This is a genomic window from Paenibacillus tianjinensis (genome assembly GCF_017086365.1).
GTDB classification, from domain to species: domain Bacteria; phylum Bacillota; class Bacilli; order Paenibacillales; family Paenibacillaceae; genus Paenibacillus_AQ; species Paenibacillus_AQ tianjinensis.
The window spans coordinates 5742207-5759753 of sequence record NZ_CP070969.1 but is presented as its reverse complement, the minus strand read 5'-3'; the positions used below and the strand labels follow the sequence as shown (position 1 = coordinate 5759753).

Genomic DNA, 17547 nt, shown 5'->3' with positions numbered 1-17547 from the left:
ACGGAGAGATTGTTTCTGCTTACAGCAGTTTTAGTAGCGGTCCTCATTAATCACATTCACCTGAATCGAATCTTTAATTGCAGGATTATCCTTATAGGTTGCAGTGACCGTTGCCGAACCTTTAATGATACCGGTAATTACGCCGTTCCCTGATACGCTAACTACAGCAGGATTGCTGCTGGTCCATTCCAGCTTGCCTTCGATATCGGCCAGCGTCATGCTTACAGGGAATAAGGTCAGATCTCTGGTGTTAAACAGGTTATGAGAATTCTCGCTCCCCACTCCAATGTCGATTGTTGGAGGTAGACTTAACCCGGTTAATCTTGCCCCCACCGTAATTAGAGCAGTTGCCGTGACAGGCTGTCCCGGGATAGGGCCGGGTGTAGTGACCTTCACAATAACAGGTTTGTCCTTCTCGGTAATCTGCAGTCCTTTTAACTCTATGCTGCTGGTGGTGCTGCCAGGAATAATTTGTGCGTAGGTGCCACCGGCGCCTTCCAAGCTCCAGGTATAAACAGCGGGATCAGCATTATCCGGTAGAACCACTCTTACCTGTAAGGGGATTTTCTGCCCGACATTTACCTGGGATACTCCGTCAATAGTGATCTGGCTTACAGGATTGGTAAAGGTCACTGTAAGTTCTTTGCTGGCAGCTCCATCTTTAAACTTGTTAGTCTTTACAGTCGCCACGAGTGTAGCTTGACCGGACCGGATAGCCGTCATAGTAACATGTTCGTTAAGCGAACCCGAAGGTAAACTGAGAGTAGCTCCTGCCGAATTACTGTCCGGTTTAATTGACCATTCGTAACCCTCAATGAGGTCAGCCGTATCATACAGCGCCTCAAATGCTGGATGATCACCTACATAAGCCTGGGTTGGCCCTGAGATATTCAGATCGGGAGAAATGACTTCTACTATTGCCGAAGTTGTAACACCACTGCTGTCTCTCGCCGTAATTTGAATCGAAGCAGTTCCCGCCTTAATACCTCTAACTACACCTTCATCGGTAACTGTAGCAATATCCGGGTTCAGAGAAACCCAGGAGACTTCCTTATTGCTCGCATCGTCCGGCAGGACAGTAACCATAGATTTCATCCCGAGCTCGGTGTTCATATTGATCCGTGCTCCCTCAAGGGAGAGAGAGGTTACTTTAACGATAGCTTCAAAGCTTGCCGGGTTAAAGTAAATCGTCTGCTTTGGCCGGTCAGGGGGAGTATCATTTACGACCTCCGGAAGCGTTCCGGTGAATACATCCAGTCTTAAAGATCCGCCGTTATCGGTGTAAAGATTTTTAGCAATAAGAGTACCGGATATTTGACCATTGTCGAACTGTACGCTGGCTAAAGGTGCAAGAATGGTAGCATCTACTCTTATCCCGCCAATAGTAAGTGACTTCGCTTCAGGGAAGTTTAGAAGCACATGATTGCTTTTGACATTTTTCAAGGTAAAGCCGCCCTGCATTGAAACGGATTCTCCATGTACATTGATTATAACCGTCGAGCTTTCCGGAGCCTCTATCTTGACATTTTTCAGAGTATCCGTTGTAACATCAAAAACATTCCGATTACTATCCGTGCCGGTGAAGTCTAGAGATTGGCCATCAACAACCTTTGCAGCCAGGGAATCAAGACTGCTGGACTCTAGCAGCATAAGCCGCTGGGTTTCTGTGAAATCGATTGGAGTTCCTTTGGTTACCGAACCTTCAACAGAATTATTCACAGTAACTGTCGACGTTCCCCCATAAACGACGTTGCCATGGATTTTGGCGCCATTTCCGCCATTGAATATAAAGTTCCCCCCGACTACCAGAGTTCGGGTACCGTGCCCGTTAAGGCTATAGCTGGTAAACTCCGCATTTCCGGCCGCAGCCAGATTCCCGTCTGTACTAGTACTCTTCAGCTTGATGTCGCCAAACAAGAACGCATTAAATTCACTGCTAATACTATTTACTGAACTGTAAATCTCTGAAGTAGCATGTACCTCTTCAAAACTCAATTTTGCATTCTCCAGCAAATAGGATTTCTTCTCACCAGCGACAGCGTTAAGGCTGAAATTAATGGTTTGGCCGGCGTCAGGCTCGAAAGTTTTACCATCCGCAGACAAATGATACTTGATCTCACCAAGGTTTCTCGTCAGTGTATACCCGGATGTAAGACTGCCGCTCTTGGAAGTTCCGGCTGGCAGAGGATCTATAAACTCAAGATTTGCCGGGAATCGCTCTGAATACTCGACATTTGAAATTGTCAGATTACTAATCGTCTGCTCTCCATTCTGAACGGTATAAGCAGGGATCGAGTTCGGTGTAACGGTATAAGTAAGGGTAAGAGGGTTAGCTGTATCTCCTCTTTCCACTGCACTCGAAGACACAGTCCGGCTAAGAGTTAGATTCGAACCCACCTTTTCTACGGTTACGTTCACCGTTCTGGTAGAGAGGGCTCCCTGGCTGTCCTTAGCCGTAATCTCAATCTGAAGGGCGCCTCCTTCGGGAAGCGGGTTGTTAAAGGTTTGTGTTACGGTCTCCCCGGACTGCACTGTCTTCTCGGCCATTTCATAATCAGACAAGTATTCGTTATTGACCTTAAACTTAATGCCAGTGAGGAGATCTTTATCCTTAAGATCCCAATCATTGACCGTATAACTAACAACAAGTTTGTCCTGGTACGAAGGCTTGATACTCTTATCCGCGGGCATAACAACGGTAATCTCAGGAGCGTGGTTAGCTCCGGTAAACGCACGGTACATTGTATTGACGAACAGCATCTGTTCCCACTGGGGAAAGTTTTTGTTGGTATGGCCTGTGCCGGAAAAAGTAATGTTGCCGACAGAGTACGTGTAGAAATGGTTATAGCTGTCATCGGTATCCCGGCCGGATCCGGAAATGTTGTACCAAGGAATGACATCAGCCCGCTCCAGGTTCAGCGGGAAGAACTGGTCATGGGTAGTGGCAACCGTGTAGCGTCCCGTACTTGAAGTCAGGTCAGCTTTGTCGAGATCGAAGGGATACTGCGTCAAAAGACCTTCGTTTACCGACACTACCTTCGTAGAAGGATTGACTGCACTGCCGCCCAGATAGGTCCGCGGCTGCGCCTGGCCAACCATGTCATGGAAATAGGAACTCCAATAGTTCAGGTTCTGGACTCCGCCCGTAGTGCTCTCCACAAAGGGGTCTAATGCTGGTGTAGCCGTATTGGCATCGACCTCACGGAAAATGGTGTCATGGGTCAGCATCAGACTTTGCTTCGTTTGTTCGGCAAAGGCCTTAACCGCATCTGCAGCAGCTTTGGATAACATGGGTGTGCTGACACGGTCGTACATGTCCTGGAAGCCGAATACGATCATATCGTAGACTCCGTTTAATCCGGAGGTAGGATCGGTTGCGCTGATATGGTTGGCAATATATGTGTTGAAGGCTCTCATATCTATTGGTGTGATCTGGATTTCGAAATCCTTACTGTTTGTGCCGGTCAAATAGGAGGAATCCATGTTTTTGTATACAGTGCTTTTCAAATTACTGTCTGTCAAGCCAGCCGGCATTACCTGCAGCACCTTAATTACGGGCTTGATGCCTTTGTAGAGTATGACGCCGGAGTCGAAATCTTTCAAATCGCTCAGGGTATCGGTAATCTCCATTTTCCAGTACAAAGGGCCTGAATAGGTCTGCGGAAGCTTGTAGCTGATTGTTCCCGAGGAGGAATTCATAATTTCTGTAGCAACGACGTTGTTCTCTTTCATTGGCAGTGAAGAGTCTACGTTCATAAACAAGCGGACCCGGACGGGACGCTGAGTTAAGTTGGTGATATTGTCCAGACTAACATTGAAGCTCAGTGTATCTCCTGAAACGTAGGCATGACTTGGCGTATTACGGTAGCTGATAATATCTGCCTTGTTGCTTATCGCAAGTCTTGGACGCTGGGTCAGGCCGGTCAGATAGGGAGAAGAGGCGTCTTTGATTTTTGCTGTGAAATTGTCCAGAGCCGCCTTGTTGTTAAGGAAAACAATATTGGATTTGGCAGCGGTACGGTATGGATTAAAGGTAGCGTACAAATTCCCCTGTTTGGCCGCAGCTGTAGCTTGGGCGGTGAATGTCTCCTCCCGCAAAAATACATAGAGGCCCTTATTAATGTAATAGTCGGTTATTTCCTTCGCTTTAAGGAGGGTAATATCATTCTCGATGCTTAAGGTTTTATGGGCTTCTTCCCTAACAGTTGTGCTGCTGTTCCCGTTGCTGTTAATCAACTTTGTGCTGTAATCACCTTTACCGATATAAATGGCGTCGTATTTGCCGTCCCAATTCTCACGCAGCGACACGAACCGCTTCATGGTAATGGTGTCAATTTTAACATTGGATACATTCTGCAGTTCATCTAACTCACTAAAGGGGAAGGGATCGCTCGCACTAAGCTTGAGGCTGTCGCTGTTCGGGTCGGTAATCTCCAGAATACGAATCGTGTAATTAGTATTGGTAGCATTAACGGATACAAGGAAACCTTGAATAAATGCGGCAATGATAAGAATCGACAGCAGGATACCAGAAATCAGAATCCATTTTTTGCGCCTTAATAGTTTCATTTGACGATTCCCCCTGTTTGTATATTGAATAAATTGGTATAAATATTAAAATTTGCATCGAATTCAGTCGGAAATTGGAAATCATAATTGTAAATAAATCGGTTATATGCTATATATCATTCTAGGACAATTTACATGTATAGGCAATGATTATCTATGAAAAATTACCCTAATTTTTAAGTATTTGGAACTACAATCTCTTAGACTTTCTATGTCTTCTTGGACTTGGAGATGCACCGGAATACATAATGATATCGGCCTTGTCTTGGTAAAACTGTAGTTCATGGCCTAAATCTCTTCTTCTAGTATCCGATATATAAATAATAAACTCTATGAAGTGGGGATGAGTGGACGTTGGCAATCATAAAAAAGCGACTCGGGGACCTGCTGGTAGAGAACGGCATTATCTCGCAGGAACAGCTGCTTGAGGCTCTGGGTGAACAGCGCAAGACCAAACGCAAGCTCGGAGATCTCTTAATCTCGCAGGGCTATATCACCGAACAGCAGTTAATTGAAGTATTGGAATTCCAGCTGGGCATCCCGCATGTCAGCTTGTTTAAATATCAGATTGATCCGGCAATCACGCAGATCATTCCGGAGAGTATGGCTAAGCGTTATCAGGTGCTGCCATTTATGAAAGAGGGCGGGAAGCTGATGGTTGCCATGGCCGATCCGCTGGACTATTTCGCCATTGAGGATCTGCGGATGAGCACAGGGTTCAAGATTGAACCGGCTATCTCTACCCGGGACGAACTCCAGCGGGCGATAGCCCGGCATTACGGCATGCGCGATTCAATGAGCCAGATGATGGTAGAACTTCCTACCCAGGAAGAGATTGAAGAGACAGAGATTACGGACGAGGACTCGCCGATTGTCCGGCTCGTTAACCAGATGATTCAGCAGGCTGTTGCGCTGCGGGCATCCGATATTCATGTCGATCCAGGCGAGAATAATCTCACGATCCGTTACCGGATCGACGGAGCGCTGCGGACGGAACGTGTTATTCCTAAACAAATGCAGGGCTTTATTACTGCCAGGCTGAAGATTATGGCCAAGCTGAACATTGCCGAGCGGCGGCTTCCTCAGGATGGCCGGATCAAAATGCAATTCGACTATAAGATGGTCGACATCCGCGTGTCGTCTCTGCCCACGATGCACGGCGAGAAAATTGTACTCCGCCTGCTCGACCTAAGCACAGGTATCAAATCGGTGGACAGCCTCGGCTTCAGCGAGCCGAATCATGCTGCTTTCCGGGAGATGATTGCCAAACCGTACGGCATTCTGCTGATTACAGGACCAACCGGAAGCGGGAAGACCACTACTCTGTATTCTGCACTGAACCAGCTTAATGTGGAGAGTTCCAATATTATCACGGTCGAAGATCCGGTGGAATATCAGCTCGAAGGGGTCAATCAGGTTCATGTGAATCCTGCGGTAGGGCTGACTTTTGCAGCGGGACTCCGTTCCATTCTGCGTCAGGACCCGAATATTGTGATGGTTGGGGAAATCCGGGATACAGAAACCGCTGAGATTGCAGTGAGAGCTTCACTTACCGGGCACTTAGTGCTGTCAACGCTGCATACCAATGATGCAGTCAGTACCATTTCAAGACTGCGGGATATGGGAATTGAACCTTATCTTACCGCTTCTTCACTAATTGGGGTAGTCGCCCAGCGTCTGGTCCGCAAGATTTGCAACGACTGCAAAGAAACATACAAACCTTCGGAGCAGGAAGCGATTGTCCTTCGTAAGCACGGTCTGCCGACTGAACGACTGCATCGCGGCCGCGGCTGCGGCAGCTGCAATACCACGGGCTACCGCGGACGTATCGCCATTCATGAGGTGCTGACGATTAATGATCATCTGCGGGAGCTGATCACGAATATGGCAACAGTGGAAGAAATGAAATCCGCTGCCCGGACAAGCGGGCTGGTACAACTGATGGAGGACGGATTCCTCAAGGTTACGCAAGGCATGACTACCCTTCAAGAGGTTCTGCGCGAGACGGTGTCACACTAACAAAACCATCAGAAGATGGACTGATTTTGAGGGAGGAAGAAGCCGATGACGACATTCACAAGAGACATAATACAACTGCTCCATATGGCCTATTCCTCCAAAGCTTCCGATTTGCATATTTCCGTAGGTTCTCCTCCGGTCATGAGGATTGATGGAGCGCTTCATCGGATTGAAGGAGAGGCCGTCAGCCCTGAGGAATCGGCCTTGATGGCCGAACTGCTGATGGGCGAACGTCACAGTAAGACCCTTGCCGCTGCAGGGGAGGCTGATTTTTCCTTTCCGCTGGAGAATGGAGTCAGGTACCGGGTGAACGTCTTCCGCCAGCGCAGCGGCATCAGCATCGCTGCACGGTCCATACCGGCAGACATTCCTTCATTACAACAGCTCAGCATGCCGCCGCTGCTGGCATCTCTGGCCAGGAAGCCCCAGGGCTTGATCCTGGTGACAGGCCCAACGGGGAGCGGTAAATCCTCCACACTGGCAGCCATGATCCACTCCATTAATCAATCGGAGAGCAAGCATATCGTTACGCTTGAAGATCCGATCGAGTTCCTGCACGGGCATGGTACATGTCTGGTCGACCAGCGGGAAGTTGGCAGTGATACGGACAGCTTCTCAAGCGGGCTGCGAGCTGCCCTGCGGCAGGACCCCGATGTGATTCTTGTGGGGGAAATGCGCGACTTGGAGACGATATCAGCAGCGATTACGGCAGCAGAAACAGGGCATCTCGTATTGGCTACGCTGCATACCACGGATGCCCCGCAGACGATTGACCGGATCATCGATGCTTTTCCGGGTCATCAGCAGGGGCAGATTCGCTCGCAACTGGCCTCAGTCCTGCTTGCGGTCATTAGCCAGCGGCTATTCCCGCGAGCTGGAGGACGCGGCCGCCTGTGCGCAACAGAAATTCTGGTCAATACGCCAGCTGTCGCCAATCTGATCCGGACAGAGAAGACACACCAGATTAAAAATGTCATGCAGACGGGCCGGGCGCTTGGCATGCATACACTCGAGATGAGCATCCGTGAATATCTGGCCCAAGGGCTGGTTCAACCGGATGCAGCCAAAGCCTACATGAATGAGGTGGGCAGCTGATGGCATTATTTGAATATCAGGTTAAGACCTCATCGGGCAGGCAGATCAAGGGTAAGTTGACCGCATCGGACAAGCCTGCGGCCATGGAAGAGCTTCGCAAGCGCGGTCTGACCGTATTTTCGCTGGTAGAACGCAAGACCTCGATTATGCAAATGGAGCTTTATATCGGGAATCCGGTCAAGACGATTCATTTCATCATCTACTGCCGCCAGTTCGCCACCCTTATGCGTGCGGGGGTCTCGATTGTAGACGCAACCCGGATTTTGGCAGAACAGACCGAGAGCAAACCGCTCCGTAAAGCGCTGCAGGATGTCGGCTCAAGCCTGATGCGCGGAATAGCATTTTCTCAGGCTGTGCAAGATCATAAGAAAATTTTCCCGCCGCTATTTGTCAGCATGATCCGCGCAGGAGAAGAGTCAGGGAATATGGAGGGCACGCTGGAGCGTCTGGCAATGTTCTTTGAGAAGCAGCATACAACGACCGAAAAAATCAAATCCGCGCTGACCTATCCGATCACCGTCGGAGTGATGGCTATCGGAGCGGTGGTCTATCTGCTGTGGGCAATCGTTCCGCAGTTCGTCACGATGTTCGAGTCGATGAATGCGGAGCTGCCGGCCATTACGAAGATGGTACTGGCACTTAGCAAAAGCATCCAGGGACAGTGGTATTTCTGGATTCTCGGCGTATTGCTGGTAGTGGTAGCGTATCAGGTAGCCAAGCGGACTGAGAAGGGCGCTTATGCAATTGATTATGCCAAGCTGAAGCTGCCGGTGTTCGGTAAGCTGAACCAGAAAGGCTCTATCGCCCAGTTCACCCGTACCTTCGCTTCGCTATATGCCAGCTCCGTCCCTATCCTGCAATCACTGGCGATTGTAGAGGAGGTGGCGGGCAACAAAGTGATCGGGAAGTTTATCCGCAGTGCAGGGGATTCCCTGCGGCAGGGTAAACCGCTGTCTGAGCCGCTTAAGAAGGCATGGGTCTTCCCGCCGCTTGTTACCCAGATGATTGCCATCGGAGAAGAAACCGGGGCGCTGGATACGATGCTGTCCAAGGTCGCTGATTTCTACGAGATGGATGTAGAGAACACGGTCGACCGTCTGAAATCACTGCTTGAGCCGCTGCTGATTGCCTTTTTGGCCGGTGTAGTAGGGGTTATAGTGGCAAGCATTATGCTGCCGATGTTCAGTCTGTACGGTAATATGTGAACCTAGCGGTTCCTTGTATATATATTGAGAGGGGTGACGCCGGGAAGGCTGTGCGGAGTCCAAGAAACTTTCGCTGGTGCTGGACGATGGGAGGATTTGTTTCTATATCAGGGCAAGGCAGCAAGGTAGCAAGGAAGACAAGAAATTGTAGAATAAGTTTTCTATCGGTATTACTACACTACCTAATTCAAGGGGGAAAATGAAATGTTGAAACAAGCTATCAAAAAAAGATTGAGCAAGGAAGAGAACCAGAAGGGGTTTACACTGATTGAGCTTTTGGCAGTTATCGTTATTTTGGGGATTATTGCGGTTATTGCAGTTCCTTTGATCGGTAATGTAATTAATAATTCTAAAAAAGATGCTGATGTTGCAACTGCACGACAAATATATGAAGCAGCCCGATTATATATTATTGGTGAAAAAGGTGGCGACTTCATCTCTAAGACAGTAAAAATTGATGGAGATACAGCTACTCCTAATGATGATCTAGTTACAAAGGGTTACTTAGATGAAGGAATAGTATTGCCTAGTACAAAGGCTGCAATTACGGCAGGAACTGTTTCTTTCGACCCTCAAGGTCAACTTTCTGGTCTTACAATAACCGCAGGTAGTGATAAGACTTTTACAGTTGCAGAGATATTGAGTGCAAAGCCTGCTAATTAATAGTTTGAACCCTTTAGTAAATATTTGATAATGATCATTAGAACATCACTATTTTATTTTCAGGAATCGGAACCATTCCGATTCCTTTTTTAAAACCCCTGAAAGGGACCCTACACTACCATGACTATATTCATCGCCATTTATATCACGTTGCTCGGGCTGGTACTTGGTTCGTTTTTCAATGTGGTGGCACTGCGGGTACCGGCGGGAGAGTCGCTGCTGCATCCACCGTCACGCTGTCCGAAATGTAATACAAGGCTGGTTGTGCGTGATCTGTTTCCGGTCTTCAGCTATCTGCTGTCCGGCGGCAAGTGCCGTCACTGCGGCGTGAAAGTTTCTCTGCTATATCCGATTGGTGAAGCAGCGGCGGGACTCCTGTTCCTCTGGATGTATCTGGAGCTGGGGCTTACGCTGAAAGGGCTGGTGGGGCTGCTGCTGGTCAGCTTGTCGGTTATTATTACGGTCTCAGATCTGAAATACATGCTGATCCCGAATAAGGTGCTGTTGTTTTTCCTGCCGCTCTTTCTGGTACTGGTTCCCTTTATGGCGGATGAGCCGCTCTGGGTTCATCTGCTTGGTGCGCTGAGCGGCGGTGGCGTTCTTTTGTTGCTGGCGCTGTTTGGCGGTATGGGAATGGGGGATGTCAAGCTGTTTGCGCTGCTGGGCTGGATTCTCGGCTGGCCGAATGTCATTGTGGCCTTTCTTATTGCCTGTGCGCTTGGTGCAGCAGTTGGCGGAGGCTTGCAGCTTGCAGGGCTTGTTCAAAAAAAACAACATATGCCATTCGGGCCTTTTTTGGCATTCGGCACAATGGTTGCATTGCTGTATGGCCCGGACATCATTGGTTTTTATCTCACGTTTATCGGTTAGGAGGGTTATCATCGCATGCTTGTACTAGGTCAACAGGCGATTGGGATTTCGATTGAAGAATCTGCGGTTCGCTACATCAGCTTAAAGAAAAACAAGACCTGGGAGGTCCGCAAAAAAGGGACGCTTGCCCTGCCTTCCGGAATGATCGTGGAGAACCGGGTCGCAGACAGCGAGGCACTGCTTGGTGCCCTCAAGCCTTGGGTGAAGCAGCAAGGACTGAAGGGAGCCAGGGTATCCTTAGCCATCCCGCCGGCACAAATCATTATCCGCAAGATGAGCATCCCGAGCACGAACGAAAAAGAGCTGGAACAACTCGTGAAGCTGGAGGTCGAAACCGGCCTTCATCTGCCTTTTGAGAATCCCGTTTATGATTATGTGACAACAGGGGTGGACGAAGATCAGAGTCAGTTGCTCGTTTTTGCCGCACCCCGGCAGTCCATTCAGGACTACATTGATGTATTGGAAGCTGCAGGACTGCGGGTCCTAAGTGTTGAAATATCTGCCACTGCCCTTGCCCGTAACATTACTGCCGGTCACGGAGAAGTGTTTAACGAGACGATGCTGATCCATCTGGAGCAGTCCATGCTGGACATTTATATGTACCGGGACGGAAACCCCGTATTTAGCCGGACGATTAACGTAGCAGATTTACATCAGAACAGAGTGGAAGCACCTAAGGGGCCTGAGATCACAGCGTATGTCGCGGAAGCGGCCGCCTCTTTGGAAATACCAGAGGAAGTGCTGTCACCTGAGCAAATGGTCGAGATCACTGCCGAGATATCCCGGATGCTGAATTTCTATCAATACAGCTTGCATGATGGGAGCACCCGAATCAGCAATGTGCTGATTACAGGGACACCGGGCATACGGAGACAGCTTCACACAGAACTGCGTCAGTCACTGTCCGAACAGGAGATTATCCCGGTCAATCTGGATCAGCTGGAAGCCGATACAGGGCAGGACCCGGAGCTGAACAACTACCGTGTCGCTACTGGAGCCGCCTTCGGCCATCGTATCCGTCATATTGATCTCTTGCCCCGCGAAGATAGGGAGGCTGTGTTATTCCCTTATGTGGTAATCGCGCTTGTAGGACTTTGGCTGCTTGGCACACTGGGGATCGGCATTTATTTTGCTTCGGGTAAGGGCGAGTTAAGTGACCAGAAGCAGCAGCTGCAGGGACTGCAGGACCGGAGTGCCATGCTGCAACGCGAGTTAACCCAGCTTAATAACGGAGGGTCCGCCAAACTGGACCGCAAGGCAGCAATAGATGAGATTATGAAGTATAAACTAAACATCGTTTCTGTGTTAAATGAACTGGCGGAAGGATTGCCGCAAGGCAGTGCTCTGCGGAATATCAATTATACCTATCTCACCTCGATTGATCTGACCGTGAACGTTCCGGGAATGGAGCAGGCTTCCGAATATCTGGTTAAGCTGCGGCAGATGTCCTTTACTGTGGATGCATCCATCGAGAAATTGTCCGAAGGTGAGGCCGATTCAGGGTCTGCTGCTTCACTGGCCGGAGCCTACACCGCAATATATAAGGTAAGCCTGAAAGAAGACAACCAGGGGACAGCTACACAGAATAATGAAGAGGGAGCTGCAGAGAATGGAACAGATCAATAAATATCGTTCACCCATAGTACTCGGGGTACTTGTGCTGTTTCTGCTTCTGTTCGCTTTCTTCTTATTTGGGGTAAAGCCGGTTAATCGCCAGATTGAGGATCAGGATCTGCAGATTGGACAGCTAGAACAGCAAAACGGGCTGTTGAAAACGAAGATTGACGAGTTGAAGAGTTCATCTGAAGCAAATCAGGAACAAGAAGCTCTGCTGGCACAGCTTCCGCGCGGCGACGCCAGCGAACAGCTTATACTTGATCTGCGGACGATCGGCAGTTATACGAATGCAAGGCTTAAAGATATTGGCTTCGCCATTGGTGAGAATAATCCCATTCAGGAAATGACGGGCTCGGCCGATATTGCTTTCCCTACGGTCAAGCAGCTGAAAATGACAGCAATCGTGGAAGGGGAGTATACCAGTATCCGGAACTGGTTGACTGCGCTGCAGCTTATGCCGCGTATCATCAATGTGGATTCTTTTAGCTTCCAGCAGTCGGAGGATTCGGCTGCAAATGGGGAGTCCGGAAGCATTATTACAGCTAATATCTCGTTCACAGCTTATTATGAGGATGCGCCGGATTCCCCGAAGACAGAGGCACAAGTTGCCATTAAGTAACAAAATAACCTAGAACCTGTTAGTAAAATAAGCAACGGATCCCAGCTTCGCCTTCTTATCAAATGAGGGCGGAGTTTTTTGTTCCCATTCCCCCGTAAATCCGTTTTCACTCCTATATGAATTGGGTATTTTAGCTTACAAGCCGCCGTAAAGTATAAAGTAACGGTCATTGTAATGGAAGTAACTGCGATCTATTGGATGAAGCAGAACAACAAGGAGGAATTGAGAATGAACAAGAAGTGGATGACAGGTTCGTTGGCCCTGGCACTGGGGCTGGTATCGGCAGGGAGCGGGGCAATGGGAGCTGGGGCGGACACCGGAAGCACGGCTATAAAGACCGTAGCGGTTTCTGTACCGGGTAAAGAGGGCCCGGCCACGATTAACAATCTGACGGTGAAAAGCATTATTCCGCTCGTCGTTCACGCCAAAAAACTGTATACCTACGCCAGCAGAAGCGGTAATGTATACAATCCGGAAACATTCGTATACAACGGTACGAATTACCGTTTCCTTTCCAGCGACCTGGGCACCAAGCAACAACTGATGAATTACATAAAAAGAGCATACACGCACAATGCCGCCGCCTTTTATGTGCAGACACAATTCCTGGAGTATAAGGGAAGAATGGCACAGGTGAATGCCGATGTGGGCAACGCGCTTCAGTATGATAAGGCTACAGCTATTATGGTCTCCAAAACAGCAACCACTGCCGTATTCGAATTGAGTGTGCCACAGCCTGACGGCCAGGGGGCGAATGAAATGGTAGTCGTCAAATTGAAAAAAGTGAACGGCTACTGGAGAATTGATATGTCACCAGATACCTTGTTCTAAGGCAGATATAGATGGAGTTAGTTACAGTGGAGGATAACGCCGGGCAGGGGGAACATGCCTTACTGCCGGGAGCAAAGCATGTCTGAAGGGTAGACAACACCGGCGAGCTTGCCTTCGGAGGTTATAATGATGCAATCATTTTTCATCAAATCGGGGCGGTTCATGGCTTCAGCCAGTACGGAGGCGGCAGGGGCGGATAAGTCGGCAATTAGGGGGCTACGGATCATCAGCCTGGTTATGGATTCCCGGTAGAAGTGATCTGCACCCAGGCGTCCGGCAGCTTTTAAAAAGAAGCGTTCGCACATCAGCAGTCCCACCGGCTCGTCCCCCTCATTGCAGACAACGATGCATTTCGATTCCGGGTGCTGGAACATTACGCGCATCGTTTCACGGCAGGTGAGAGAGGCCGGAACAGAAGGGGCGCTGCGGATCATTGTGGACCATTCAGAGGTCATTACATTGCTCAACCTTCTTCATCCTTTCTGCTGCGGGTATTCTCCCAGTATAATGCGCTTGCGTAAACTCCAATAATTACCAAAGTAATGACAGTGTAAAATAAGCTGTGAAATTCAGCAGTGTTATAAAGCTGGACAAAAAGACGGTCAGAACGTATTCTGAACCGTCTTTTTTGCTGTGCGCTCTGAATAACGGTTAGTTTCCGCTGTCCGTAATATTTATTCACTGCTGCTCACGCCGTCTTCCACCAGCGGCTTCCTCAGGGATTCCGGCCGGGCAGCACTGCTCATACCGCCGCGGTTGATGGCAATCACCTGCTTCTGGGCAGGATACACATCGCGGGAGAGCTTCTTCTTCTCTACGGCTTTACCGTCAACGAAACGTGTGATATAGGTCTCGACGATATACCCTGCCTTTCCGGTCTGGAGAATGCGGGTACCGCCGCGGGGCAGAGAGGGATCTGCTACATATTTAGCTGCGGGCTGCAGCACCTCAACCGTTTGGGATTGAACGGAATAGTAGACATTTCTCGGGAAGGTGCCGAACAGCTTTACAGTTAGCGTCCGGCCCTGGACCGCTGCCTTAATGATCAGATATTTACCGGTATTATTGCGGAAACGGAAATTGATATACCCTTGGGAAAAGGTCGCATCCTGGCCTTTGGGCAGATAGCTGACCGGCAGGGAGTGATTGCGGCGTTCCACAATCTCCAGGCCGGAGCGGAGAGCCGCGTTGTATAGTGTGCTGGAGACCTGGCAGATTCCCCCGCCGGTGCCGGGCTGCAGCTTCCCGTTCACAATAACCGGCGCCTCGCGGAAGCCGGATTCTGCCTGGGCTTTTTCAATCGCTTTGCCGTAATCGAAGACAGCCCCCGGCGGCAGCATCGTGCCGTTGACGGCTTTCGCTGCGGCCTCCACGTTGAAGGTGCGGCCCGGACCGCTTAAGCCCAGAGAGGTGCTGAATTGCGAAATCTTACGCTCAATCCCCTGGTCCTTCAAAGCCTTCAGTGTTACAGCCGGCTCTTGAACGGTTAATGGCACTTCAAGGGTAATGCTCCTTCCCTTCAGGAACTCTGCGCTGCTGAGCCGTGTAGGAAGGACTGCCCGCAGGGCAAGCTCCAGTCCATGCCAGTCGACCTTATAAGAGGTCGTTTCCGGGGTGTAGAGGATTTGATCATCTCCGGTAATATGCCGGGTCGCATCGGCCGGAATGCCGAACGTTTCCCGTTCCCAAGCCGGACTTAAGCTGCTCTGCAGCTGTTTAACCTCCAGATGAATGCCGAGGCTCCAAGAGCTGGCAAAGCTCCGCCGGGCTTGGACACGATGGAGCAGTCCCCCGTCCGTTAACGCCTTCAGCCCCCGCAGAAATTCCTCTGCCTCATAAGTTGTTCCAGCCTGCTCCAAGGTGACGGTCATCTCAGTGTTTCCTTCCGCCTTGAGAATCAGCGGGACAGCCTCCAGAGCGCTTAGCCTGGCAGCCAGTCCGCTGCGGACCTCGGATATGTCCATCCCGCCGATCTCCCAGCCTGCGAGCCGGGTGCCCTTGGGGATCGTTTTCTGGTTTCCATATACATGAAGCCCCCCGGCCAGAAGGGAGCCGGCCAGAAGCAGCCCGATTACGGTGATGAGGGCGGCGTGTTTTTTTTTCATCTGAAAAACTCCTTCAGGGTGGCGGATTTGCGCTGCCAAGCAGCGCGCCGGATAAAGTGAGCCTACAATGATCAGTTTTTGAAGCAGATATATAGAAGCAGAAGCTGCCGGCAGGCAGGATTTTAACAACGGTGGAGCGAATGTAATACTGTTCTGAGACAGCCGGACAAGAGCCGGTAATATATCTATATGTGCGATGCCTGTAAAACTTTCGGGTACTCAAGCAGTTACAGATTTGTTACAATAGATACGCCTGCGGTAATTTGTGCAGTTTATGGAAGCTTCCGCGGTTTGCTGTCGAAACGAAACGACCGGCGGAATATGTCAGAATCGGGAAGTGATAATTTTGATCGAAATGCAGGATGTCTGGAAGACCTATCCCAATGGAACCCACGCGCTTCAAGGGATATCCGTCAAGATTGACCGTAACGAGTTTGTATATGTCGTCGGACCCTCCGGCGCAGGGAAATCAACGTTCATGAAATTAATTTATAGAGAAGAAACGCCGACGAAAGGACAGATCTCGGTAGGCGGATTCAACATAGGTAAGCTCAAACCGCGTAAAATCCCGTACGTCCGGCGTAATATCGGCGTAGTGTTCCAGGATTTCCGCCTGCTGCCGAAGCTGACAGCCTATGAGAATGTTGCCTTTGCGATGGAGGTGATCGAAGCACCGAAGAAGGTTATCCGGAAACGTGTTCCTGAAGTGCTCGAATTAGTCGGCCTGCGCGGCAAAGCGAACCGTGAGCCCTCTCAGCTCTCAGGCGGAGAACAGCAGCGGATTGCCATTGCCCGGGCGATTGTCAATAACCCTTCCGTCATTATTGCAGACGAGCCTACCGGCAACCTGGACCCCGAGACTTCCTGGGGAATTATGCAGCTCCTTGACGAAATTAATTTTCGCGGCACAACGATTGTGATGGCTACCCACAATAAGGATATTGTCAACAAAATGCGCAAACGGGTGCTGGCGATTGAGAATGGTAATATTGTCAGAGACCAAGTGAGAGGGGAATATGGTTATGAGTTTTAAAACCTTCTTGCGGCATGTGCGGGAAGGCTTCAAAAACGTATTCCGCAACGGCTGGATGTCGGTGGCTTCCATCACATCTATTGTCGTCTCCTTATTCGTGCTTGGTGTCTTTATACTGCTTGTGCTTAATGTTAATTCCATAGCAGACAAGGCGGACAGCCAGGTGCAGATCAATGTGCATCTGACGCTGAATACCGATGAGAAGCTGCGTGAAACGCTGCAGAATGAAATCGGCAGCATGCCGGAAGTGAGCAAGGTGGAGTTTGTGTCCAAAGAGCAGGGCCTTAAGGAATTCCGTGAGGATATGGGACCGGATGCCGCCGAGCTGCTGGAAGGCTTTGACGAAGATAATAACCCGCTGCCGGACAAGCTGCTGGTTGAAGTCATTGAACCAACCACAGTCCCGTTTGTAGCAGATAAGATAGAAGCACTAAACAAAACGCATGAAGAACATCCGATATATAAAGTAAACTACGGCAAAGGCTCCGTAGAGACGTTGTTTAAGATTACGCGCGCTGTACGCAATATAGGCTTTATTTTTGTAGCAGGTCTGGCCCTGATGTCGATGTTCCTGATTTCCAATACGATTCGTGTAACGATTCTCGCCCGCCGCAAGGAGATCGGTATCATGAAGCTGGTGGGAGCGACGAATTATTTTATCCGCTGGCCGTTCTTTATTGAGGGGGCGCTCATCGGGCTGATTGGTTCACTCGTGACCTCTGGGGTGCTCTATATCGGATACAGCAGTCTTACGAATTCCGTACAGGGAGATCCGATGCTTGGACTGCAGCTGATTCCGTTTGAAAATATTTGGGTGCTGCTCTGCGGGCTGCTGGTCGGTCTGGGCGTACTGATCGGCGTCTGGGGAAGTACCGTGTCAATCCGCAAATTCCTGAGAGTATAGGACTGTTCACTGTAAAA

At 49.8% G+C, this 17547-nt stretch carries 13 protein-coding genes; 10 read left to right on the top strand and 3 right to left on the bottom strand.

Features of this window, described 5'->3' with window-relative positions; translation table 11 throughout:
- Positions 1 to 30 precede the first annotated feature (30 nt).
- Positions 31 to 4569 carry a collagen-binding domain-containing protein gene (locus JRJ22_RS26790; protein WP_206102244.1) on the bottom strand — a complete coding sequence of 1513 codons (4539 nt, stop codon included), beginning with the start codon at positions 4567 to 4569 and terminating at the stop codon, positions 31 to 33.
- Positions 4570 to 4923: 354 nt separating this feature from the next.
- On the opposite strand from JRJ22_RS26790, the gene JRJ22_RS26785 reads away from it, so the two are divergent.
- The 8 genes from JRJ22_RS26785 (at position 4924) to JRJ22_RS26750 (ending at position 13488) form a co-directional block, all read left to right on the top strand.
- The gene (locus tag JRJ22_RS26785) at positions 4924 to 6588 is read left to right on the top strand and encodes a GspE/PulE family protein (protein ID WP_206102243.1); all 1665 of its coding nucleotides are present in this window, start codon (positions 4924 to 4926) and stop codon (positions 6586 to 6588) included.
- A gap of 45 nt (positions 6589 to 6633) precedes the next feature.
- The gene (locus JRJ22_RS26780) at positions 6634 to 7683 is read left to right on the top strand and encodes a type IV pilus twitching motility protein PilT (protein WP_206102242.1); all 1050 of its coding nucleotides are present in this window, start codon (positions 6634 to 6636) and stop codon (positions 7681 to 7683) included.
- Complete coding sequence (locus tag JRJ22_RS26775; RefSeq protein ID WP_206102241.1) at positions 7683 to 8888, top strand: type II secretion system F family protein; 1206 nt, start codon at positions 7683 to 7685, stop codon at positions 8886 to 8888. The genes JRJ22_RS26780 and JRJ22_RS26775 overlap by 1 nt, the downstream gene beginning before the upstream one ends.
- Before the next feature lie 204 nt (positions 8889 to 9092).
- Positions 9093 to 9551, top strand: coding sequence for a prepilin-type N-terminal cleavage/methylation domain-containing protein (locus JRJ22_RS26770; protein WP_206102240.1), 459 nt, complete (start codon positions 9093 to 9095; stop codon positions 9549 to 9551).
- Between the two features lie 120 nt (positions 9552 to 9671).
- Positions 9672 to 10421, top strand: a complete 750-nt coding sequence (locus JRJ22_RS26765; protein WP_206102239.1) for a prepilin peptidase — start codon at positions 9672 to 9674, stop codon at positions 10419 to 10421.
- A 15-nt stretch (positions 10422 to 10436) separates the two neighbouring features.
- Positions 10437 to 12047, top strand: a complete 1611-nt coding sequence (gene pilM, locus JRJ22_RS26760; RefSeq protein WP_206102238.1) for a pilus assembly protein PilM — start codon at positions 10437 to 10439, stop codon at positions 12045 to 12047.
- The gene (gene pilO / locus JRJ22_RS26755) at positions 12031 to 12657 is read left to right on the top strand and encodes a type 4a pilus biogenesis protein PilO (RefSeq protein ID WP_206102237.1); all 627 of its coding nucleotides are present in this window, start codon (positions 12031 to 12033) and stop codon (positions 12655 to 12657) included. The genes pilM and pilO overlap by 17 nt, the downstream gene beginning before the upstream one ends.
- 228 nt (positions 12658 to 12885) lie before the next feature.
- Positions 12886 to 13488 (top strand): DL-endopeptidase inhibitor IseA family protein, encoded by a 603-nt coding sequence (locus tag JRJ22_RS26750; protein ID WP_206102236.1) that lies wholly within the window; start codon positions 12886 to 12888, stop codon positions 13486 to 13488.
- Between the two features lie 59 nt (positions 13489 to 13547).
- On the opposite strand, the gene JRJ22_RS26745 is transcribed toward JRJ22_RS26750, so the two are convergent.
- On the bottom strand, positions 13548 to 13955 hold the full coding sequence (locus JRJ22_RS26745; protein WP_206102235.1) for a CBS domain-containing protein: 408 nt from the start codon (positions 13953 to 13955) through the stop codon (positions 13548 to 13550).
- A 207-nt stretch (positions 13956 to 14162) separates the two neighbouring features.
- Positions 14163 to 15593: a VanW family protein gene (locus JRJ22_RS26740; RefSeq protein WP_206102234.1), complete on the bottom strand. Its 1431-nt coding sequence runs from the start codon at positions 15591 to 15593 to the stop codon at positions 14163 to 14165.
- Between the two features lie 346 nt (positions 15594 to 15939).
- Between JRJ22_RS26740 and ftsE the strand changes: the two genes are divergently transcribed.
- Both ftsE and ftsX read left to right on the top strand, forming a co-directional pair.
- Complete coding sequence (ftsE, locus tag JRJ22_RS26735; protein WP_206102233.1) at positions 15940 to 16626, top strand: cell division ATP-binding protein FtsE; 687 nt, start codon at positions 15940 to 15942, stop codon at positions 16624 to 16626.
- Positions 16616 to 17530, top strand: coding sequence for a permease-like cell division protein FtsX (gene ftsX / locus JRJ22_RS26730; protein WP_206102232.1), 915 nt, complete (start codon positions 16616 to 16618; stop codon positions 17528 to 17530). Before ftsE ends, ftsX begins: the two co-directional genes overlap by 11 nt.
- Positions 17531 to 17547 lie beyond the last annotated feature (17 nt).

Coding starts and splice junctions, on each gene's coding strand:
- JRJ22_RS26790 (WP_206102244.1), bottom strand. CDS start 4,569: ATGAAACTATTAAGGCGCAAAAAATGGATTCTGATTTCTGGTATCCTG.
- JRJ22_RS26780 (WP_206102242.1), top strand. CDS start 6,634: ATGACGACATTCACAAGAGACATAATACAACTGCTCCATATGGCCTAT.
- JRJ22_RS26775 (WP_206102241.1), top strand. CDS start 7,683: ATGGCATTATTTGAATATCAGGTTAAGACCTCATCGGGCAGGCAGATC.
- JRJ22_RS26770 (WP_206102240.1), top strand. CDS start 9,093: ATGTTGAAACAAGCTATCAAAAAAAGATTGAGCAAGGAAGAGAACCAG.
- JRJ22_RS26765 (WP_206102239.1), top strand. CDS start 9,672: ATGACTATATTCATCGCCATTTATATCACGTTGCTCGGGCTGGTACTT.
- pilM (WP_206102238.1), top strand. CDS start 10,437: ATGCTTGTACTAGGTCAACAGGCGATTGGGATTTCGATTGAAGAATCT.
- pilO (WP_206102237.1), top strand. CDS start 12,031: ATGGAACAGATCAATAAATATCGTTCACCCATAGTACTCGGGGTACTT.
- JRJ22_RS26750 (WP_206102236.1), top strand. CDS start 12,886: ATGAACAAGAAGTGGATGACAGGTTCGTTGGCCCTGGCACTGGGGCTG.
- JRJ22_RS26740 (WP_206102234.1), bottom strand. CDS start 15,593: ATGAAAAAAAAACACGCCGCCCTCATCACCGTAATCGGGCTGCTTCTG.
- ftsX (WP_206102232.1), top strand. CDS start 16,616: ATGAGTTTTAAAACCTTCTTGCGGCATGTGCGGGAAGGCTTCAAAAAC.